The sequence below is a fragment of the Robertmurraya massiliosenegalensis JC6 genome (assembly GCF_000311725.1).
Taxonomy (GTDB): domain Bacteria; phylum Bacillota; class Bacilli; order Bacillales; family Cytobacillaceae; genus Robertmurraya; species Robertmurraya massiliosenegalensis.
On the sequence record NZ_HE978512.1, the window covers coordinates 505,665 to 524,139 of the forward strand.

19 protein-coding genes are annotated in these 18,475 nt (G+C 39.6%); 4 read left to right on the forward strand and 15 right to left on the reverse strand.

What is annotated here, in order from left to right; translation table 11 throughout:
- Positions 1 to 26 precede the first annotated feature (26 nt).
- Positions 27 to 878 carry a Cof-type HAD-IIB family hydrolase gene (locus BMSHG_RS08740; protein WP_019154067.1) on the reverse strand — a complete coding sequence of 284 codons (852 nt, stop codon included), beginning with the start codon at positions 876 to 878 and terminating at the stop codon, positions 27 to 29.
- Between the two features lie 21 nt (positions 879 to 899).
- On the reverse strand, positions 900 to 1,562 hold the full coding sequence (locus BMSHG_RS08745) for a DNA alkylation repair protein (protein WP_019154068.1): 663 nt from the start codon (positions 1,560 to 1,562) through the stop codon (positions 900 to 902).
- 137 nt (positions 1,563 to 1,699) lie between these two features.
- On the opposite strand from BMSHG_RS08745, the gene BMSHG_RS08750 reads away from it, so the two are divergent.
- Positions 1,700 to 2,470 (forward strand): MerR family transcriptional regulator, encoded by a 771-nt coding sequence (locus BMSHG_RS08750; RefSeq protein ID WP_019154069.1) that lies wholly within the window; start codon positions 1,700 to 1,702, stop codon positions 2,468 to 2,470.
- Positions 2,448 to 4,205, forward strand: coding sequence for an ABC transporter ATP-binding protein (locus BMSHG_RS08755; protein WP_019154070.1), 1,758 nt, complete (start codon positions 2,448 to 2,450; stop codon positions 4,203 to 4,205). Before BMSHG_RS08750 ends, BMSHG_RS08755 begins: the two co-directional genes overlap by 23 nt.
- 351 nt (positions 4,206 to 4,556) lie before the next feature.
- Here the strand turns inward: BMSHG_RS08755 and BMSHG_RS08760 are convergent, their stop codons facing one another.
- The 9 genes from BMSHG_RS08760 to BMSHG_RS08800 all read right to left on the reverse strand — a co-directional run bounded on the left by BMSHG_RS08760 (position 4,557) and on the right by BMSHG_RS08800 (position 14,238).
- Positions 4,557 to 5,561: an ABC transporter ATP-binding protein gene (locus BMSHG_RS08760; RefSeq protein WP_019154071.1), complete on the reverse strand. Its 1,005-nt coding sequence runs from the start codon at positions 5,559 to 5,561 to the stop codon at positions 4,557 to 4,559.
- Between the two features lie 15 nt (positions 5,562 to 5,576).
- Entirely contained in the window at positions 5,577 to 6,383 is an 807-nt protein-coding gene (locus tag BMSHG_RS08765) for an ABC transporter permease (RefSeq protein WP_019154072.1), read from the reverse strand.
- A gap of 4 nt (positions 6,384 to 6,387) precedes the next feature.
- On the reverse strand, positions 6,388 to 7,191 hold the full coding sequence (locus tag BMSHG_RS08770) for an ABC transporter permease (RefSeq protein ID WP_026073379.1): 804 nt from the start codon (positions 7,189 to 7,191) through the stop codon (positions 6,388 to 6,390).
- A 105-nt stretch (positions 7,192 to 7,296) separates the two neighbouring features.
- On the reverse strand, positions 7,297 to 8,388 hold the full coding sequence (locus tag BMSHG_RS08775; RefSeq protein ID WP_019154074.1) for a PRK06851 family protein: 1,092 nt from the start codon (positions 8,386 to 8,388) through the stop codon (positions 7,297 to 7,299).
- A gap of 77 nt (positions 8,389 to 8,465) precedes the next feature.
- Positions 8,466 to 8,945 carry a Cys-tRNA(Pro) deacylase gene (gene ybaK, locus BMSHG_RS08780; RefSeq protein WP_213083597.1) on the reverse strand — a complete coding sequence of 160 codons (480 nt, stop codon included), beginning with the start codon at positions 8,943 to 8,945 and terminating at the stop codon, positions 8,466 to 8,468.
- A gap of 23 nt (positions 8,946 to 8,968) precedes the next feature.
- Positions 8,969 to 9,862, reverse strand: coding sequence for an NAD(P)/FAD-dependent oxidoreductase (locus BMSHG_RS08785; protein ID WP_019154076.1), 894 nt, complete (start codon positions 9,860 to 9,862; stop codon positions 8,969 to 8,971).
- Positions 9,863 to 9,928: 66 nt separating this feature from the next.
- Positions 9,929 to 11,662, reverse strand: coding sequence for an ABC transporter ATP-binding protein (locus BMSHG_RS08790; protein WP_083879330.1), 1,734 nt, complete (start codon positions 11,660 to 11,662; stop codon positions 9,929 to 9,931).
- A 13-nt stretch (positions 11,663 to 11,675) separates the two neighbouring features.
- Positions 11,676 to 13,397, reverse strand: a complete 1,722-nt coding sequence (locus tag BMSHG_RS08795; RefSeq protein WP_019154078.1) for an ABC transporter ATP-binding protein — start codon at positions 13,395 to 13,397, stop codon at positions 11,676 to 11,678.
- 502 nt (positions 13,398 to 13,899) lie between these two features.
- Positions 13,900 to 14,238, reverse strand: coding sequence for a MerR family transcriptional regulator (locus BMSHG_RS08800; RefSeq protein ID WP_019154079.1), 339 nt, complete (start codon positions 14,236 to 14,238; stop codon positions 13,900 to 13,902).
- A 255-nt stretch (positions 14,239 to 14,493) separates the two neighbouring features.
- Between BMSHG_RS08800 and BMSHG_RS27460 the strand changes: the two genes are divergently transcribed.
- Both BMSHG_RS27460 and BMSHG_RS28670 read left to right on the forward strand, forming a co-directional pair.
- Positions 14,494 to 14,667, forward strand: a complete 174-nt coding sequence (locus tag BMSHG_RS27460; protein ID WP_019154080.1) for a Fur-regulated basic protein FbpA — start codon at positions 14,494 to 14,496, stop codon at positions 14,665 to 14,667.
- Positions 14,657 to 14,809, forward strand: a complete 153-nt coding sequence (locus BMSHG_RS28670) for a hypothetical protein (RefSeq protein WP_019154081.1) — start codon at positions 14,657 to 14,659, stop codon at positions 14,807 to 14,809. The genes BMSHG_RS27460 and BMSHG_RS28670 overlap by 11 nt, the downstream gene beginning before the upstream one ends.
- Positions 14,810 to 14,901: 92 nt before the next feature.
- Here the strand turns inward: BMSHG_RS28670 and ehuA are convergent, their stop codons facing one another.
- From ehuA to ehuB, 4 genes are all read right to left on the reverse strand, one after another.
- The gene (gene ehuA / locus BMSHG_RS08815; protein WP_019154082.1) at positions 14,902 to 15,732 is read right to left on the reverse strand and encodes an ectoine/hydroxyectoine ABC transporter ATP-binding protein EhuA; all 831 of its coding nucleotides are present in this window, start codon (positions 15,730 to 15,732) and stop codon (positions 14,902 to 14,904) included.
- A 6-nt stretch (positions 15,733 to 15,738) separates the two neighbouring features.
- Entirely contained in the window at positions 15,739 to 16,419 is a 681-nt protein-coding gene (gene ehuD / locus BMSHG_RS08820; RefSeq protein ID WP_019154083.1) for an ectoine/hydroxyectoine ABC transporter permease subunit EhuD, read from the reverse strand.
- Complete coding sequence (gene ehuC, locus BMSHG_RS08825) at positions 16,416 to 17,072, reverse strand: ectoine/hydroxyectoine ABC transporter permease subunit EhuC (protein ID WP_019154084.1); 657 nt, start codon at positions 17,070 to 17,072, stop codon at positions 16,416 to 16,418. Before ehuC ends, ehuD begins: the two co-directional genes overlap by 4 nt.
- A gap of 89 nt (positions 17,073 to 17,161) precedes the next feature.
- On the reverse strand, positions 17,162 to 18,037 hold the full coding sequence (ehuB, locus tag BMSHG_RS08830; protein ID WP_019154085.1) for an ectoine/hydroxyectoine ABC transporter substrate-binding protein EhuB: 876 nt from the start codon (positions 18,035 to 18,037) through the stop codon (positions 17,162 to 17,164).
- Between the last annotated feature and the right edge of the window lie 438 nt (positions 18,038 to 18,475).

Here is an 18,475-nt window from a genome sequence, read left to right on the forward strand (position 1 = left end):
AAACTCCTCCCTTGTATTCGGAAGAACTAGTTGATGGCATCCAAGATCGCTTTTGCGACACCACTTTCCTCATTCGTTGTCGTAACAAAATGACATTGCTCTTGAATGTACGTATCCGCATTCCCCATTGCCACTGCTCTTCCCACTCTTTGGAACATTGATAAATCATTATAATTATCGCCAATGGCCATTGTATCCATAAGTGAAATTCCTTTTTCCTTCGTAAAGGTATCTAAAGCAATCCCTTTTTGCGCTTCGATTCCGTTAATTTCTAAGTTTTCTTTCCCCGAAGAGCTTAAAGCAATGCCGTCCATCCCTTTAAGTTGCTCTTCTACCTTTTTCAACTCTTCTGCCTGAAAGGAGAAAGCTAATAATTTATAAATATGATACTCTTCTTGTTCAAAAATAAAATCAGCATTCTCCACTGCTTTAATAAAATTCAATCGTTCTTGTAAAATCGCTTCAATTTTTTCAATCTCTACTACTTCATTCTTTTTTGAAGCGTATTCCTTAAACAGATTGATCCCTTTTTCCATATCGACTGTAAAAATTCCTTTATTCGTAAAAAACTCTACATAAATATCACTTTCAGCAAGAATCTTCAATGCCCGCTTGGCTACTTCTTTCTCAAGAGGGCTGTTGGCAACAATGTCTCCTTCAAGTGAGCGGACTTCCGCTCCATTAGCACAAATAACAGGACAAACGATTCCTGCTTCTTTTAAAATATAGATCGCTTCTGGATAAGAGCGACCAGTGGCAATGACGACTTCAATCCCTTTTTCCTGTGCTGCTTTGATCGCTTTTCTATTTTCTTCTGTAATTTCATGCTCTTTCGTTAATAATGTCCCATCCATATCAATCGCTACGCATTTAATCATTGTTGTACCATCCTTTGCTTGTTATATATATTTGCTTCCTTCACGAATACTCAAGTTTGATAGCGGAGTGGTTCCAATGAAATGTCTAACAAACTGTGGATTCGTCTTCGAGTATTCTCGTAAAGCCCAACCAATCGCCTTGCGAATAAAGAACTCCTTTTCTTGAGCATTTTCCTTTATGTATCGGGATAACAGCTCTTCATTTGTTCGTTCCTTATATTTTAACTGGAACAAGATCGCTGTTCTTCTTAACCAAATATCATCACTTATTGCCCACTGCTCAATTTTATCTGGGATCACTTCAGGATATTTTGTTGCTATGTATCCAACAAGCTTTGGAGCAATCGTATCCACTGTATCCCACCACGATTTTGTTGTAATGAGATTTTCTAACAACTCCAAGTCTGAGCGTTGTAGTTTTTTTACCATCTTTTCTAGATAATATAATGCTGCATATTGGTATTCTCTTGCATCTTTCTCCCAGAGAGAAAGGATAAAATTCTGTTGTAAAGGTTTATTGAGAATCCCTGATGTCTGAAAAAATCCCTTGAGGAGTACCTTACGTTCTGGCGTTTTAATTCCAAGATAAGGGAACTGGTCACGCATATATTTTTCCATCGGTCCCGCATGTTCTTCATTCCGATTCTTTTCAAACAATTTCTCTAATTCCACTACCCAATCCAATTCCGCTCCTCCTATCTACCTTTACATTGTAAGAGTTTCGAAAGAGATAATCCAATAATTAAGAAAAAATTTACATTCATACTTGTAGCTAACGTTACGTTAGGATTTATGATACAAATAGATAGGAGGGATAATAGATGGCTACTACATATTCCATTGGGGAATTCGCAAAAAAGACAGGATTAACAGTAAGAACGCTGCATTATTATGATGAAATTGACATTCTTAAACCTACAATTATTTCAGACAAGGGGAGAAGATTTTACACAGAGGAGAACCTTATTACGTTACAAAAAATCACAACTTTAAAATTCCTTGGTTACTCACTTGAAGAAATAAAGGTCTTTCTCCGCTCAGAAAAGTGGGATTTGAGGGAATCTCTTTCTTTACAAAAACAAGCGATGGTCGAGCAAAAAAAGCAGCTTGAACAGGTCATTAAAGCATTGGATCATGCTTTATATGTGGTTGATCACCATGAGGAAGTCGAAGCTTCGATCTTTATTACATTAATTAACGGAATTCAAATGGAAAAAGAGCATAAAAAGTTACTATCCGAATTGATTGATGAGGAAAAAGTTGAGCAAATTTATAGTAGTTCGGATCAAAAACAACAGGAAATTGAGAAAGAAACAGTTAGAATATTATCGGAATTGAAAGAACTGTATGGAACTGATCCTGAATCTAGTAAGGTGCAATCATTAATCGAACAGCAAGTTGACTTAATCATTGAATTAACAGGCGGTGACCTTCATTTTCTAGAAGAGATTAAAGATGTCGAAATAGATGACGAAGAGTGGCTAGTTCCACTTCCTTTTTCAAAAGAAGTGGAGGAATGGATTTTCAAAGGCATGGAAATTAATTTGCAGAAAAGAGGGATTACGATTAATGGAAGAAAAAATGAGCACTAATCATGTGAAATCTTTTTGGGCGCTACTTAAGAGCACCCATCCACCAAAAGGAATTTTTGTTCTTGCCATTACATTAGCTCTACTGGAAACAGCTGCAGGGCTTGTTCTCCCTTTGTTCACCCGATCATTAGTCGATCAGCTCGCTCAATCCGCCCTTGAAATCTCTTTGATAGTTTTACTCGGGCTGGCATTTGTCGTCCAAACGATTTCATCTGGATTTTCCTATTATTTCATGACCTATATCGGCGAATCGATTGTTGCTTCCATTCGAAAACGACTTTGGGATCATATTATCCACTTGCCCATTCCCTATTTTGATGAGCATCAATCAGGAGAAACAATGAGTCGTGTCTCACAGGATACAAACACAGTGAAAACGTTGATCACCCAACACCTAATCACATTTGTCACTGGGATTATTTCTATTATTGGAGCAGTCGCCATTCTATTAATTATCGACTGGAGAATGACACTGATCATGATTACTTCTGTCCCTATTGCTATTGTTGTCATTATGCCACTCGGGCAAAAAATGTACAAAATCTCCAAGGCCACACAAGACGAGATGGCCCATTTCACTGCCAATTTAGGTCGGGTTCTTGCCGATATTCGGCTCGTTAAAGCCTACCATGCCGAGGATGCCGAAAAAGAAAAAGGAGCGAAAGGGATTCGCCATTTGTTTCAATATGGATTAAAGGAAGCACGTATTCTCGCCGTGATTTCTCCCTTTATGACGTTTATTATCATGCTTGTTCTCATTGTCCTTATTGGCTACGGGGGTGTGCGTGTCGCTTCTGGTGCCTTATCTGCTGGTTCACTTGTGGCAATTATTATTTACATGTTTCAAATTGTTGTTCCCTTTAGCCAAATGGCTACCTTTTTTACTGCCTTCCAAAAAGCTATGGGGGCAACCGAACGCATTCAAGGGATTTTGTCCATTCCCCAAGAACCATCAGCCAATGGTGTTTCGGTTAAAAATGCGACTAAACCTCTTATTTTCCATGATGTTTCTTTTTCCTATAAAGAACATGATCCGATTATAAAAAATGTTTCTTTTGTCGCTCCGTCTGGGAAAACAACCGCCTTTGTCGGGCCAAGTGGAAGTGGAAAAACGACTTTATTTGCTTTATTAGAACGTTTTTATCAAGCAACAGCAGGGGAAATCCAATTAGGCGACGATTCCATTGAAGTATTTGACCTATCTTCATGGCGAGGACAAATTGGCTATGTCTCTCAAGAAAGTCCCATTATGTCTGGTACGATACGAGATAATATTACGTACGGACTTGATCGCAAAGTGTCTGATCAAGAGGTTCTCGATGCGGCAAAACAAGCAAATGCGGCAGAATTCATTGAACGCCTTCCTCAAAAGTTCGAGACGGAAGTTGGCGAAAGAGGAATTAAATTATCGGGTGGTCAAAGACAGCGAATTGCAATTGCACGAGCCTTAATTAAGGATCCAAAGATTCTTCTCCTTGACGAAGCTACTTCCAATCTTGATAGTGCATCAGAAGAACTTGTGCAAAAAGCACTGAATCTTTTGATGGAAGGTAGAACCACTCTCGTTATCGCTCATCGCCTTTCAACCGTTGTGGATGCGGATCAAATCATTGTATTAGAGCACGGAGAAGTAACTGGCATTGGTACACATCGTGAGCTCCTTCAAAAGCATAGCTTGTATAAAAGATTAGCAGAACAACAGCTCAAAAATGAACTGAACCACCAATCATCATGAGGATGTCCCAAATTCACGACTCCCACACTAAATGCTGGGAGTTTTTTTGGTCTTCTCAAAAACAGGTGGCAAATAATTTTACGGTTGTTAGTTCCTTGACCAATAACGGAAGATTTTCCGCTTACGTAGAAAATATCAGTAAAAAGTACCAAAATAACAGGAGAAATTCCGCTTATCAATTCCAAAAACATAAAAATAAGCCATTCTGGTCTTCATTAGCGGAAAAACTCCGCTTATTTCTCTGAAACGAACTCCATTAAGGCATATAACCGGAAATTTTCCGCTTAATTTTATGGCGGTCGGTTCCTCGTTTAAGGAAAGTAAAAGTGGTTAAGGCGCTTTACCAATCTTCTACACTTGCACAGTTTGTTTCTCATGAAATCCCTCTTGGTAAATCCGACTAATAATCGATTCAATATCCGGTTCTTCCACCGTCAAATCTTTTATATTATGAGTTTGTGAGATTTGCGTAATCAAGTCAGAGGCAGATACCTCATTGCGATTAAAGCGCAGCCAATAACGATTTCCCTCTTGTTTACTAAGTTCTCCCCCCCTTACTATAAGAGATTGATCGGCATCCTCCAAATCCACGACGAGGGTCCGCATTTTCCCAAAGCGTTCCTTCACCGCAAGAATTTCTCCATCGTAGACCTTTTGACCGTGATCAATGAGAACCATTCGTTTACATAGTTTTTCAATGTCCTCCATATCATGGGTCGTTAAAATGACGGTCACTTGCTTTTCTTTATTAATCTCTTGAATAAAAGTCCGCATCTTCTCTTTCGCAACCACATCGAGGCCAATTGTTGGTTCATCTAAAAACAGTATCGGCGGATCATGGAGCAAAGATGCTGCAATATCGGCTCTCATCCTTTGACCAAGAGAGAGCTGCCTTACTGGTGTATTTAGAAATTCATCAAGACCGAGAATTTCTTGAAAGGTATTCATATTTTCCTTGTAGCGCTGATCGGAAACACGGTAAATTGCCTTCAATAACTCAAATGATTCGATTGTCGGTAGATCCCACCATAGCTGAGTCCGTTGTCCAAAAACCACTCCGATGTTTTTCGCATTTTCCTGACGATTTTCATATGGAACCATCCCGTTGACCATGACTTGACCAGCTGACGGAACTAAAATTCCTGTGAGCATTTTTATCGTTGTAGATTTCCCTGCTCCATTAGGACCGATATAGCCAACCATTTCCCCTTTTTCAATCGAAAAGCTAATATCTTTCACTGCTTCTTTTTTAATGAATTCCCTTTTAATCAAGCTTTTCATTGCTCCGATTATTCCTGTTTCACGCTTAGCAATCATAAATTCTTTTTGTAAGTTGTTTACTTCAATAATCGACATCTTCTCACGTCCTTCTTACGATCCGGTACTTTTATATTTGCTTAATCCTAACATCCAAATAAAATAGGCGATGGTGAAAAACACCACCCCGACAATTGGGGAAAAATAACCTATATAATTTGGGAAATTGGGCGTTTCTTTATTTAAAATAACCGTCGTCGGAAAATAATTAACAAAGCCAAATGGAATGACAAAGGCGGTAATCCATTGAATGAATTTAGGATAAATTGCAAGCGGGTAGTAAGTTAAATTGCGAGCAGGGAACATTGCAACCCAGTAAAATTGCTCCGATTTCGTCGTCCAAAAGGCAAGAGCTGAAATCATAACAAGAAGCCCCCCTTGAATCAATACACCTCCAACGATCGCCCCTAAGAGAAATAGCATTTTCCCAAAAGTCCAATCGAGCTGCAATTGAAAGCTAACAATGACAAACACGATGATACTAAAAAGAAATTGCCCGAACGATGCGATGTCAAACTTCATGGCCATAAAGTGAAAAAACGGGTTAAGTGGTCGGACCAGGAAACGGTCAAATGTTCCATTTAAAATATACGTATCAAGACTTCGGAAATGGAAAAAGAGGATAATGCAAAACCCCCATGAAAGAATCGATAAGGCAAAGAGAAAAAGCATTTCGAAAAAATTCCAATCTCCTAAAGTTTGAAACTCGTAAAGCATCACCCACATCGTCACAGCTGTTCCTGTATAGGCCGTCATCATGCCAATGATTCTCATTACAAATGCAAAGCGATATTGAAGCTGCGCTCTAATTCCAGCGGCAACAAGAGTAAAATATAATCCTATGTATTTTACGATCGGCATCTTCCTATCCCCCTTGTACAACCACTTTATGAGATGCACGGTTCCAAACGATTCTTAAAATGAGGTAACATACGACTAACCAAAAGAACTGAAGCCCTAATGTAGCTAATACTTGACTCCCTGTCGTCTCCCCAATAAAAATCGAAATCGGCATAAAAAAGATAGCTTGAAAGGGTAAATAAACAGCGATCGTTTCAAGCCAGCTTGGGAAAAACCAGAGCGGAATGACTGAACCGGAAAGTAAGGACATCGCAAAGTAAAAAACATCCTCAATTCCTCCTGTCTCCACCAAGAAGAAGGTCAGTAATCCGAATGTCATTTCGACACAATAGCGAATCAAAAACCCCATAAAAGCCGAAATAATAAAGCAAACCCATGTCACCCAATCACTTGGCAATGCTAGGTCTAAAAAGAAAAAGAGGATGATATAAAGAGGCAAAAGTGCTGTCATCATATAAAAGGCAACGCTCCCAAAATCGGCAAACAAATAGCGTAATGGCACATCAAACGGCCTCATTAATTCAAGAGAAATATCCCCTGTTCGCACCTTCTCTTGTATCTCCCATAATGGAGTTCCTGCTTCATTCACTCCATCTAAAAAGCGACTCACGACTATGTAAGTCAGCATCGCCGTAAAAGTAACTCCACCAGCTTCATCTCGTCCGGCATAAAGAGCGGTCCAAATCGAACCCCACATTAAAAGAAAAATGATATTGGATCCCGTTCGCGACCAAACTTCAAAACGATAGACAGATGAGCGGAGAAAAGCTTTTTTTGTAAATGTCCAATACTTGCTCCAATGACCCATTCTTCGCACCTCAAGAACAATTTTGATTTTTAAGACTATTCCATATTCTATCACATTCATAACAAAAATGGCTATCCACACAAGATAGCCATTCAGGAATTCCTTTTATTTAGCAAGCTTTTCAATTTCTCCATCAATCATGTCTTTATAGGAATCTACTACCGCAAAGTCCATCGCTTCAATATAGAGGCTCTCTAGTTCATCCCTTAACCCTTTTGCTTGAGCTAAATAGGCAATGGCCTCTTTCATTTTTTCTTTATACTTTTTTGCATAGACCTCGATTTTATCTGCAAAGATTTCATCTGTCCCTATTTCAATAATTGTTCCATATAAATCAATAATTTCGTCCCCTTCACGGGATGGAAAATATTCATGAGGTGCTGTACTATCAAAAATAGCAACTCCAAGCTCGCGGAAGATAAGCATGTCAAGGCTGTGCGGATCAAATCCACAATGATAAATTTCCACATCTATCCCTCTGGATTCAGCTTCAGCTGCTAGTTTTTTTAACATCGTTGATTTTCCAGAACCAGGTCTCCCTTTTATAAAATACCGGTGGGCAACGTCTTCAGTCAGATTGGGTACAAAATCTACTGCACCTTCTGGTGTCGCCGCACCTAAGAAACGATGCTTTATTTCAGCGGGCTTGTTTAGCGTCATATTGCCAAAAAATGAATGAATAAGCTTTTCCGTCAATTTATCCGCTTTTTCAAAATCCATGCTGTTTATATAAATTTTCTCCCATTCATCATGGATCTCCAACGCTTGAGCAAAAGTGGCATAGGCAAATTGAAATGCCGACAGCACCCTACTATTTAAGTCGGTAATTCTCTCTTTCTTCAAAGCTAACTTTTCTGAATCCCAAGCTTCTCCAAGATTGACATACTCCTCAACTACTCCTGGAACCTTAGGTTCAATTACATGCGGAGACGTTCCATCTACAACCCCTACTTTAAGCGCCGGAATAATGACTCCATCAATCGAATTGTTATCAGAAGAGCAATGTAAAAATTCTAAATCATACCCCTCTTCAACCCATTTTGAGCCAATATTTTTCATTAATGTTGATTTGCCTGTACCTGGTCCACCTTTTAAAATAAATATCCGCTCTAACCCTTCCAAGCACTCATCATATAAGCTGAAAAACCCTCGAGCAGTATTTCCACCTGCGAAGTAATGTTTGATCTTCCCAGCCACATAAACACATCCTTTTGATTTCTTCAGATTATGTATATGCAAAATCAAAATCTTGGGTGAGTGCCTATTTGAAAGCGCTATTCTTTTTTTAGATTAACCAACTTAGCTTCAGTAACGTCTTTTAAATCACTTACCTTAAGCTCCATCTGTAAACCGATTTTCCCTCCACTTACAATAATGGTTTCTAACTGGCGAGCACCATCGTGGATAAAAGTAGGGTATCCTTTTTTCATGCCGACCGGTGAGCAGCCACCTCTTATATACCCTGTCCATTTTTGAATTTCCTTCACAGGAATCATCTCGATCTTTTTTTCCCCTGCTGCCTTTGCTCCCTTTTTCAGATCAAGCTCATCTGCTACAGGAATAATAAAAACATAGAGTTCCTTACTTGCCCCTTGTGCAACCAATGTTTTGAAAACCTTCGCCGGATCTTTCCCGATCTTTTCAGCAACAGAAAGGCCATCAATCTTTCCATCTTTATTTTCATAGGTCAAAAGCTCATACCCAATCTTTTTCTTATCTAATATTCGCATGGCATTCGTTTTGCTCACCTTCACCCACAATACCTTCTTTTCTCTATTTATTCGATTAACGATTTGTGAATCCAAATCGCTGCTTGAGAGCCATCTCCTAAAGCGATCGTGACTTGTTCAGAATGCGCAACTACATCTCCTGCCGCCCACACATGCTTGATATTGGTCATTTTCGATCGCGGATCAACGACAATATGCTTATTCTCCAAAAGCTCCACACCAAGTTGTTTCGCTAGTTGTGACTTCACTTCATTCGCACCAAAAGCAACGAATCCATGATGTGCAGCAAGCTTCTCTCCATTTTGCAAAGCTACCCCTTGAAATTGTTCCCCTTTTGCTAAACATTCAACAATAGGGCTAGCATAGTAAGCAATTTGTTTTTCATGAAGCTTTTTTATAAGTTCAGCGTCAACAGGCTTTTGTTCATGATTAATATAGATTAATTGCTCGGTCCAATAAGACAACGTCAAGGCCATGTTTGCCCCTACATTTCCTGAACCTAAAACAAGGGTCTTCTGGTCCTTTATTTCATACCCATCACAGTCAGGGCACACATATACACTAGAGCCAAGGCACGGTATGAGAGAAGGGAAATCAGGCAACCGATCCATGACTCCTGTTGCCAGCAAAAGTCGCTTTCCTTGATAAAACTCACCACTTTGAGTGTGGAGAAAAAAGATTTCACCTTGTTTTTCCACCGACTCCACTTTTCCGAATAAAAACTCAACGCCTAATTTTTCAGCTTGCTTTCTTCCAATCGTTCGCAAATATTTCCCGCTCACACCATCTGGGTAACCTAATACATTATGGTAGCTCCTACACAATGTTGAACGGCCCACTCCAGCATCAAGGACCAGTACCTGATGCTGATATCTCCCTAATTGTATCGCTGCTTGTAAACCGGCAATGCCCCCACCGATAATGACACAATCATAAATCAAGAAAAAATCTCCTTTCGAACAAGGTACCTTTATAGTTTCCCGAGAGGAGATTGAATATGTCTATATTTAAACTGCACCTTTTTGGCGCTGCGTCCGCACTAAATCAGCATAGAAGCCCTTTCGCTCCATGAGTTCTTTGTCCGTCCCTTTTTCGATCACCTTTCCATCCTTTAGAACAAGGATTAAATCCGCATGCTGAATCGTATTTAAGCGATGAGCAATGACAAATGTCGTTCTTCCCTCCATCAGCTTATTCAATGCTTCTGAAATTTTCATTTCCGTTATCGTATCGATGCTACTCGTCGCTTCATCAAGAATAAGGAGACTGGGGTCAGCAAGCATCGCTCTCGCAATCGACAGAAGCTGTCTTTGCCCTTGACTCAAATCACTTCCTTCTGATGTCAAAACGGTATCATAGCCATCTGGTAGTTTCATGATAAAATCATGAGCATTGGCGTTTTTAGCAGCCTCCACTACCTCATCATTTGCTGCTTCGAGTTTACCATAGCGAATATTTTCTCTTACTGTCGTTCGAAAGAGGACGGAATCTTGAAGAACAAAGGCCATTTGTCTTCTCAAGCTTTGCCTTGTAATGCTTTTGATGTCGATCCCGTCGACATAAATGGCTCCCTCATCCGCATCATAAAAACGGGACAAGAGGGAAATCACCGTCGTTTTCCCTGCACCCGTTGGACCAACAAGAGCGACCGTTTTTCCTGGCGGGGCATGGAAGGAAACCTGTTGGAGGGTGGCCACTTCTTCCTCATAGGAGAACGAAACCTGATCAAAAACGATATCTCCTTTTAAAGAAGAAATTGTTTTGGCCTCGTTTTCATCCTTTCCTTCTGCTTTTTCATCTATGATTTGAAAAACACGTTCTGCTCCGGCAACAGCAGAAAGAATCATATTAAATTGATTCGCCAAATCATTTAAAGGACGGGTAAACTGTCTTGAATACGTGGTGAAGGTGACGATCACTCCAATCGAAACAGCGCCCTTAAGCGCTAAAATCCCGCCTATCCCGACAATGATCGTAAAGCTAATATTATTTAACATATTCATCAATTTCGGAATAAAGCCTGAATAAGCTTGAGCCCAATAACTAGAGGTTCGAAGCGCTTCGTTTTTAATCTCAAACTCATCAATGACCCGTTTTTCCTGCGAGTACATTTTAATGATTTTTTGACCAGAGATCGTTTCTTCAATATATCCATTCATATCTCCGAGGTTTTTTTGTTGTTCCTTAAAGTAAGTCCCGGTGCGATTAGTAATCCACTTCATTCCAGCAAACAATACCGGCACTATTAACAATGTTAGCACCGTCAATAATGGGCTCAACCATAACATCATCACGATCGTTCCAATTAATGTTAATGTACTTGTGACCACTTGGATAACCGCTCCATTAAGGGTCCTGCTGACATTTTCCATATCATTTGTTAAACGACTCATCAGTTCCCCATGTTGACGCTTTTGAAAGAAAGAAATCGGTAGCTTTTGCAGATGGGAGAATAATTGATTTCTCATATAGAAGACGACATTTTGGGCAATTCCAATCATCCAATAATTTTGAAAAAAGACGGCCCCTGACTGGAGAAAATAGATAAGGATAAGCCAGATAAGCATCAGTAGCAATTCACGACCAACCCACCCCGCAAGCACTCCATCTACAGCAAGGCCCATTAAATACGGACCGATTAAAGAAAGAACAGAGCTGATGATAATCATGGCGATCACAAGCAGAAAGAGACCTTTTTCCTTAGCCATATAACTCCACATTCTTCGCAAAGTACCGTTCATATTTTGAGCTTTTTTAGCCAACACAACCAGCCTCCTTCTCTTCTGACTGAGATGAGTAGATTTTTTGGTAATAACTACTTTCCTTTAGCAGGTTGCGGTGAGTTCCTTTTGCAACAAGCTTCCCTTCATGGAGGAGGAGAATCGAATCAGCTTCCTTCACAGAACTAATTTTTTGCGCAATTAACAAAATCGTACATGACTGTTTTTTTAATGTACCAAGAATGCTCGTTTCCGTGCGCGCATCTAGTGCACTTGTACTATCATCTAACAAGAGTATGCTAGGTTTTCTAACAAGCGCTCTCGCAATTGACAGTCTTTGTTTTTGCCCACCGGAAAAATTAATCCCTCGTTGACCAATCAGCGTATCATAACCATTTGGTAATTTCATAATAAAATCATGGATTTCCGCCTGCTTGGCCGCCTCCATTACTTCTTCTAAACTCGCATCCTCTTTCCCCCAACGAATATTATCTTGTATCGTCCCAGAAAATAGATGGGCCTCTTGAGGAACTAAACCGATTTGTTGACGCAGACTTTCTACGTCCATCGATCTCGTATTCTTCTTATCTATGTAGATCGTTCCAGCTGTCGCCTCATACAATCTTGGAATTAATTGAAACAACGACGATTTCCCTGAACCAGTCTCCCCTAAAATCCCAACTGTTTCACCTGCTTCGATCGAAAAAGAAAGATCCTTTAAAACGTAGTCATTCTTATAGCGAAAAGAGACTTGCTCAAACTCGATATGACCTGCCATCTCTCCCGTTATCCGACGTTGTTGCTTCCATTCATCTGTTTCTTCTTCAAGCACATCCGTGATCCTTGATGAAGAAGCTTTTGCTCTAGAATAATTCATCATTAAAAAGGAGAAAACGGTAAAGGAAAACATAATCCGTGTGGCATAATTAATGACAGCAACAATTTCCCCTGCTTGGGCTGCACCCACTCCAAGCTCCTTATGACCTAGCCAAAGGATAAGAATAATCGCCCCGTTCATTCCCAACATCAAAATCGGCATCGTCAATTCCATAATTCTTAACGCTTTTTTATTGTCGCCCATTAAAGAAGAATTCACCTTCGTAAAGCGCTTTTCTTCAAACGATTCTCTCGTGAATGCTTTCACTAGACGAATCCCTAGCAAATTCTCGCGAATAACCCGATTCAATGAATCTAATTTTTGTTGAACTCGCTGAAACAATATGACCCCCTTCTTTAAAAGCCAAAGGGTGATTAACAGTAAAACAGGTACTGTTATGAGTAGAATATGAGCAAGTTTCACGTTCACCATATAGGCCATAATGATGCCTCCAACAATAAATAAAGGCGCTCTTAAGGCAATCCTTAACCCCATAAAAATGAAGTTTTGAATTTGCGTAACATCATTCGTTAATCGCGTAATAAGGGATGAGGTTGGAAACTTTTGAAATTGATGAAACGCAAATTCTTGAACCTTATGAAATAACTCCTTGCGTATTCCATAACCCGCTCCTTGACTTACTTGAGCAGCATAAAAGGAATTGACAATCCCGCCTGCAAAAGCAATTAGAGAGGAGCCTAACAATACACTTCCCCATACGTAAACTACATTAAGATTGCCTGCAACAATTCCTTCGTCAATGATGGTAGCCATAATTACGGGCTGATACAGTTCGACTGCCAGCTCCAACACTGTAAAAAACAAAGCAATCCACATTGCTAATTTGTATGGTTGAACAAATCTAAACAGTAATTTCATCCATCTTCCCCCGCAAATCTCTGCTGTAATGGACACCCTCGTACCAACAATCATGCATCCGATTTAGCATATTTGATTTACCAATTTTACCAAAAATTCATTATTTTCGATACCCTTCGTCTCCCTAAATTTTTTCAAATAAAAAAAGTACCTACAAAATGTAGGAAGCTTCCGGTATCCAAACATCTCTCACCCTTAAGCGGAATTTTTCCTGTTATCTCCTCGGTGGAGTCCCTTTTAGGAGAAATAACGGAAGATTTTCCGCTTATGGAGGGCAAAATCGTTTATTTTGGCTTTTTTTCAGGGAATAGCAGGAATTTTTCCTGTTATTTCAGCTCTTTTTCATGATTCTTGCTCATTAAGCGGAAATTTTCCTGTTATTTTTTCATACCGTTCCTTATACGAATATTTCATCTACAAGTTGAGGGCATTTGTAAATCCATCGTCAATAAAAAAAAGCACCTAGCAAACTAGCTAGATCCTTTTCATTCTGATAGAGTATTTAATTTTTCCCTTTCGGATTTTGCACCCCGAATCTGGCGTTGATTTGCCCTCGAAGCATCTGGTTGCGAATCTTCGCATCATCCTCTTTCTTTTTATTTTTCAACATTTCCTGCCTGATTTCATAGGTCCGAACCCCTTCATCCCTTTTGTTAGCGATATCAATTAAACGTTCTACATCTGAGAATGAGTATTTTCGATTTCCTCGTTCCGTTCTTTCTGGAAAAATTAGTTTCCTTTCTTCATAATATCTTATTTGCCTTTCTGATAAACCTGTTAACTCACTAACTACACCAATTGTGATTACTTTTCTATTCTTATATAAAGGGTCTTCTTTCATCTCTTCACCCCACGAGTTGTTTGTTTATTCTAATTATATATCGAATTCCGAAAAATCTTTAGTCTTTTGTTAGATTTTCTTACACAAAATAAAAAACAACGTAAGATTTTATAACAAAACAGGTGATTAAATGCGCAAACCTCCATACAATGTTTACATATACAAGAAAACACTTAGAAAAAGAGGATGAAAAAAGTCAAACTGACTTTCAACATATCAAGTCTAGGGGAAAAACAAAAAAAAGGGTGAGAGCGCATGCCAGTACTGAGAAATGCGGTACAAAAAAGAAGGGAGCATGTCATTTCAGTATTGATGAATACAGGGGTTTTCAAACAAGAGGAAGTCCAAACATTAACATTAACAGAGCTTGAAGTTGAATATAAAAAATTAGCAAATACAAAGAAGGGAGTAATAAAAAATGGTCAATAAAGAAGATGTCATCGATTTAGCCAAAAAAATTGTTGAATTAGATATATTAAGAGACCAAATTTGGGAAAACTTTGCGGAAGCTGCAGGAGAGCGCGCCGACGAACTGCTTCGCAAAGTACAGAATAGCCAGAAGGTGGTGTAGTTTGAAAGAAGGAATATGGGAGCATTGAGATTGAGATTCCCTCTAAAAATGATAAAGGGCCGCCCTGCTATTTCTGGCGGCCTTTTATTATGTTAAAACCCTGTACTCCGAAATCTCTGCAAGAATGCTTGTAGTCTTTCGCTTTTTGGATGTTCAAGAATTTCTTTTGGGCTTCCTTGCTCTTCTATTTGCCCATCGTGAAGAAACACAATCCGATCCGCTACATCTCTCGCAAAATCCATCTCATGTGTTACGAGAATCATGGCCATATCTGTCTCCTGTGCTAAATCTTTAATGACCTGAAGAACTTCGCCGACTAATTCTGGGTCAAGAGCAGATGTGACCTCATCAAATAACATCACCTTTGGGTGCATAACGACTGCACGGGCGATCGCCACCCGTTGTTTTTGCCCTCCTGAGAGTTGCTCCGGATACGCATCTAGTTTATCGCCTAACCCCACCTTTTCAAGCATATCAATGGCTCGTTCTCTTGCCTCCTCTTTGGATAGACCAAGGACGTGAATGGGCGCTTCTGTTACATTTCGTAAAATCGTCATATGAGGAAATAGATTAAAATGCTGAAAAACCATTCCAATATCAGAGCGCATTTTCCGCAAATGTTTTTCATCTGCAGGGATCAGCTTGCCATCGCTTCCTTCCTTATGCCATAATGGCTCACCATTCAATTTAATGATCCCAGTTGTTGGTTTTTCTAATGTCATTAACATTCGAATGATCGTCGTTTTTCCCGACCCACTTGGACCAATAAGGGCCACTTTTTCCCCAGGGCTGATTTGTAAATCGACCCCTTTTAGTACTTCTATGTTTCCAAAGCTTTTCGTTACATGTTCATACTGAACCAACACTTCTGCCGTTTCACTTATCGGTTCCTCTATCATTAACTCTTTTTCAATCGCACTCATTTCCCATCATCCTTTCAATTCTTTTCTTGCACCGAAGCCCAGTTTCGCCTTCTTTTCAAGCTTATTAATTAATAAGGCAGAAGGGTAACTTAGCAATAAGAACAAGAGTCCAACAATGGTAATCGGTTCTAAATATTTAAAATGGGCTGCGCCAATTAACTGTGCCTCTTGCAAAAATTCGCCAACACCGATCGCCATCAAAATAGGCGTTTCTTTAAAGAGCACGAGCAAATAGTTCCCCATCATCGGAATAACGGGTGGGATCGCTTGTGGAAGAATGACTTTGAACCACGTTTGCGTCTTCGTGAAGTTCATTGCCTTTGCTGCCTCCCATTGTCCCTTAGGCACCGCCTCAATCCCTGAACGATATACCTCTGATAAATATGTACTATAGTGGATTCCTAGAGTCAGAATGCCCGCTGTATATTTATCAAAGGAAATACCAAGCGCAGGAAGAGCAAAGAATACGAAAAATAATTGCACTAACGGCGGAGTACTTCTTATAAATTCAATAAATCCATAGGTAGTAAGCGACAGTAGCTTAAATCTTGATCTTCTCGCAAATGTTAAGACCAAGCCAAATATAAGAGAAAAGATATAGGCACCAAATGTAATGCCAATGACAAGCCATACCGCAGAAGCAATTTCGGGGAATACTTGAATGGCAAAATCCCAATCCCAGGTCATGCTCTAACCACTCCTCTCGATGCATTCTTTTCCAATTTACGCACGCCAATAATGAGCGGTAAGGCAATAATAAAGTACAAGACTAATAGAACAATAAAAACAGGGAATGTATAGCTAAGGTTGGTATTCTGTAGGATTAGCCCTTTGTAGGTTAAATCAGTCAGTGTAATAAGTGACACTAAGGAAGTTCCTTTTAAAAGTTCAATTAAGGTATTTCCAAATCCAGGGAGCATCATTCGAATGGCCTGTGGCAAGATGACTAATCTCAGTCTTTGCCAGCGGGTCATATTTAGAGCGATTGATGCCTCCGTTTGACCTTGCGGAATGGCCATGATCGCTCCCCTTACAATTTCCGATCCATAGGCACCATAGTTAAGACCAAGGGCCACCACTCCTGCTAAAAATGGTGTAAATTGAAATCCGAAAGCTGGTAAAGCAAAGAAAATCCAAAAGAGTTGTACAAGTAACGATGTACCTCTAAACAATTCCACATATACTGCGGTGATTCTTCTAATAAACGCAAACCTTGAAATTCTTCCTAGCCCTGCAATAAACGCCACAACAATGGCAAGGCATGAAGCAGCTAGTAAAATTTCAATGGTGACAATCACTCCGGGGAGAATTTTCGGGACGATGTCTAAATATGCACTCATTCATCCTCACATCCTTTCGATTATCTACTCTAAAAGCCTGTTATCCAAAAACAGGCACTCACTTCGAGCGCCTGCCAATGGATCTAATCTTAGCTTTCACAAAGTTGTTGTGCTGTCATATCTCCTGGTAGGTCCGCTTCTGTAAAGCCGAATTCACTTATAATATCTAGTAGTTCTCCTGAATCCTTTAATTCTTGAAGCGCTTCATTATAAGCTTCTCTCAGCTCATCATCTTCAATTGCAAAGCCTGCCGCACCATAGCCACGAACACTCTCACCGTCTACTATTGGTTGTGAAAACTCCTCAACTCGATCAATATTTTTTGCATTCGCCGTTTCAAGAGCTGATTCCAATGTCGGTCCTGTCATCGTGATTGCATCCACTCGTCCTGATTCAAGCGCAGCAATATTGGAAGGAATGTCCTGAACGATTTCCATTTGATCCTCTGATACACCTGCCGCTTTTAGATAATCAATTTCAATCGCTCCGTTCATCACAGATATTTTTACCTCTGGATTATTAGCAATATCTTCATAGCTATGTAGATTATGTGGGTTGCCCTTTTGAACAGCTAGAGCCTCTCCAATACTATACTCAGGTTCTCCAAAATCAATTTGCTTACAACGATCAGGTGTTATGTACATGCCAGCCGTAATAATATCAAAGTTTCCTGACTGCAATCCTGGTATGAGAGAGCCAAACTTCGTTAACTTCCCGTCCATTTCCTCAATGCCTAGCTTTTCAAAAACCGCTCTTGCCACTTCAACCGATTGCCCTGTTAAATTGCCGTTTTCATCTTCATATGCGTACGGGACTTCTCCAGAAAATCCCACTGTGATTTTACCTTCTTCTTTCACCTTTTCCAGTGTAGACATATCTCCTTCAGATCCTGATGACGTTGATGAACAAGCCACTACGCTCAGCATCAAAAGACATATGACTATTCCTGTATAAAATTTCTTCAATGATCAAACCCCCTAAGAATGTTCAAATATTTTAGATTGGTAGAATCTGTTTCAATAAGAATTAAATAAGGCAACGATCGAAGTTAAGCTGAGGAAAAGCAAGTGTAAAAAGGCGGCATATAACCAGTCTAGGGGAAAAGCAAGTGTCAAACAAATCGGATATTTCATGAATATTCCGGATATTCAAGCTTCAACTAGTGAGAGCTATTTCATATTAGAAACATTCTTAAAAATGTTAGCAGATGCTCTAACATCCTACCGAACAGGATGGAAAACGTTACCTTCTTCCTATGCACCTTTATGACCTTTTCCTTACTCAAGAAAAGTGTTCATAATTGAATTTCTTTTTTCCACCTTCACAATGGTATAATTTATTAGAAATTATGTTTGCACCATTTCAATATTGTAGAAAAATGTATCATCTAAACATCATTTAAG

Excerpts from the sequence above, each read along its gene's own strand:
- BMSHG_RS08740 (WP_019154067.1), bottom strand. The coding sequence starts at position 878 with ATGATTAAATGCGTAGCGATTGATATGGATGGGACATTATTAACGAAA.
- BMSHG_RS08750 (WP_019154069.1), top strand. The coding sequence starts at position 1,700 with ATGGCTACTACATATTCCATTGGGGAATTCGCAAAAAAGACAGGATTA.
- BMSHG_RS08755 (WP_019154070.1), top strand. The coding sequence starts at position 2,448 with ATGGAAGAAAAAATGAGCACTAATCATGTGAAATCTTTTTGGGCGCTA.
- BMSHG_RS08760 (WP_019154071.1), bottom strand. The coding sequence starts at position 5,561 with ATGTCGATTATTGAAGTAAACAACTTACAAAAAGAATTTATGATTGCT.
- BMSHG_RS08765 (WP_019154072.1), bottom strand. The coding sequence starts at position 6,383 with ATGCCGATCGTAAAATACATAGGATTATATTTTACTCTTGTTGCCGCT.
- BMSHG_RS08770 (WP_026073379.1), bottom strand. The coding sequence starts at position 7,191 with ATGGGTCATTGGAGCAAGTATTGGACATTTACAAAAAAAGCTTTTCTC.
- BMSHG_RS08790 (WP_083879330.1), bottom strand. The coding sequence starts at position 11,662 with ATGAACGGTACTTTGCGAAGAATGTGGAGTTATATGGCTAAGGAAAAA.
- BMSHG_RS08795 (WP_019154078.1), bottom strand. The coding sequence starts at position 13,397 with ATGAAATTACTGTTTAGATTTGTTCAACCATACAAATTAGCAATGTGG.
- BMSHG_RS08800 (WP_019154079.1), bottom strand. The coding sequence starts at position 14,238 with ATGAAAGAAGACCCTTTATATAAGAATAGAAAAGTAATCACAATTGGT.
- BMSHG_RS27460 (WP_019154080.1), top strand. The coding sequence starts at position 14,494 with ATGCCAGTACTGAGAAATGCGGTACAAAAAAGAAGGGAGCATGTCATT.
- BMSHG_RS28670 (WP_019154081.1), top strand. The coding sequence starts at position 14,657 with ATGGTCAATAAAGAAGATGTCATCGATTTAGCCAAAAAAATTGTTGAA.
- ehuA (WP_019154082.1), bottom strand. The coding sequence starts at position 15,732 with ATGAGTGCGATTGAAAAAGAGTTAATGATAGAGGAACCGATAAGTGAA.
- ehuD (WP_019154083.1), bottom strand. The coding sequence starts at position 16,419 with ATGACCTGGGATTGGGATTTTGCCATTCAAGTATTCCCCGAAATTGCT.
- ehuC (WP_019154084.1), bottom strand. The coding sequence starts at position 17,072 with ATGAGTGCATATTTAGACATCGTCCCGAAAATTCTCCCCGGAGTGATT.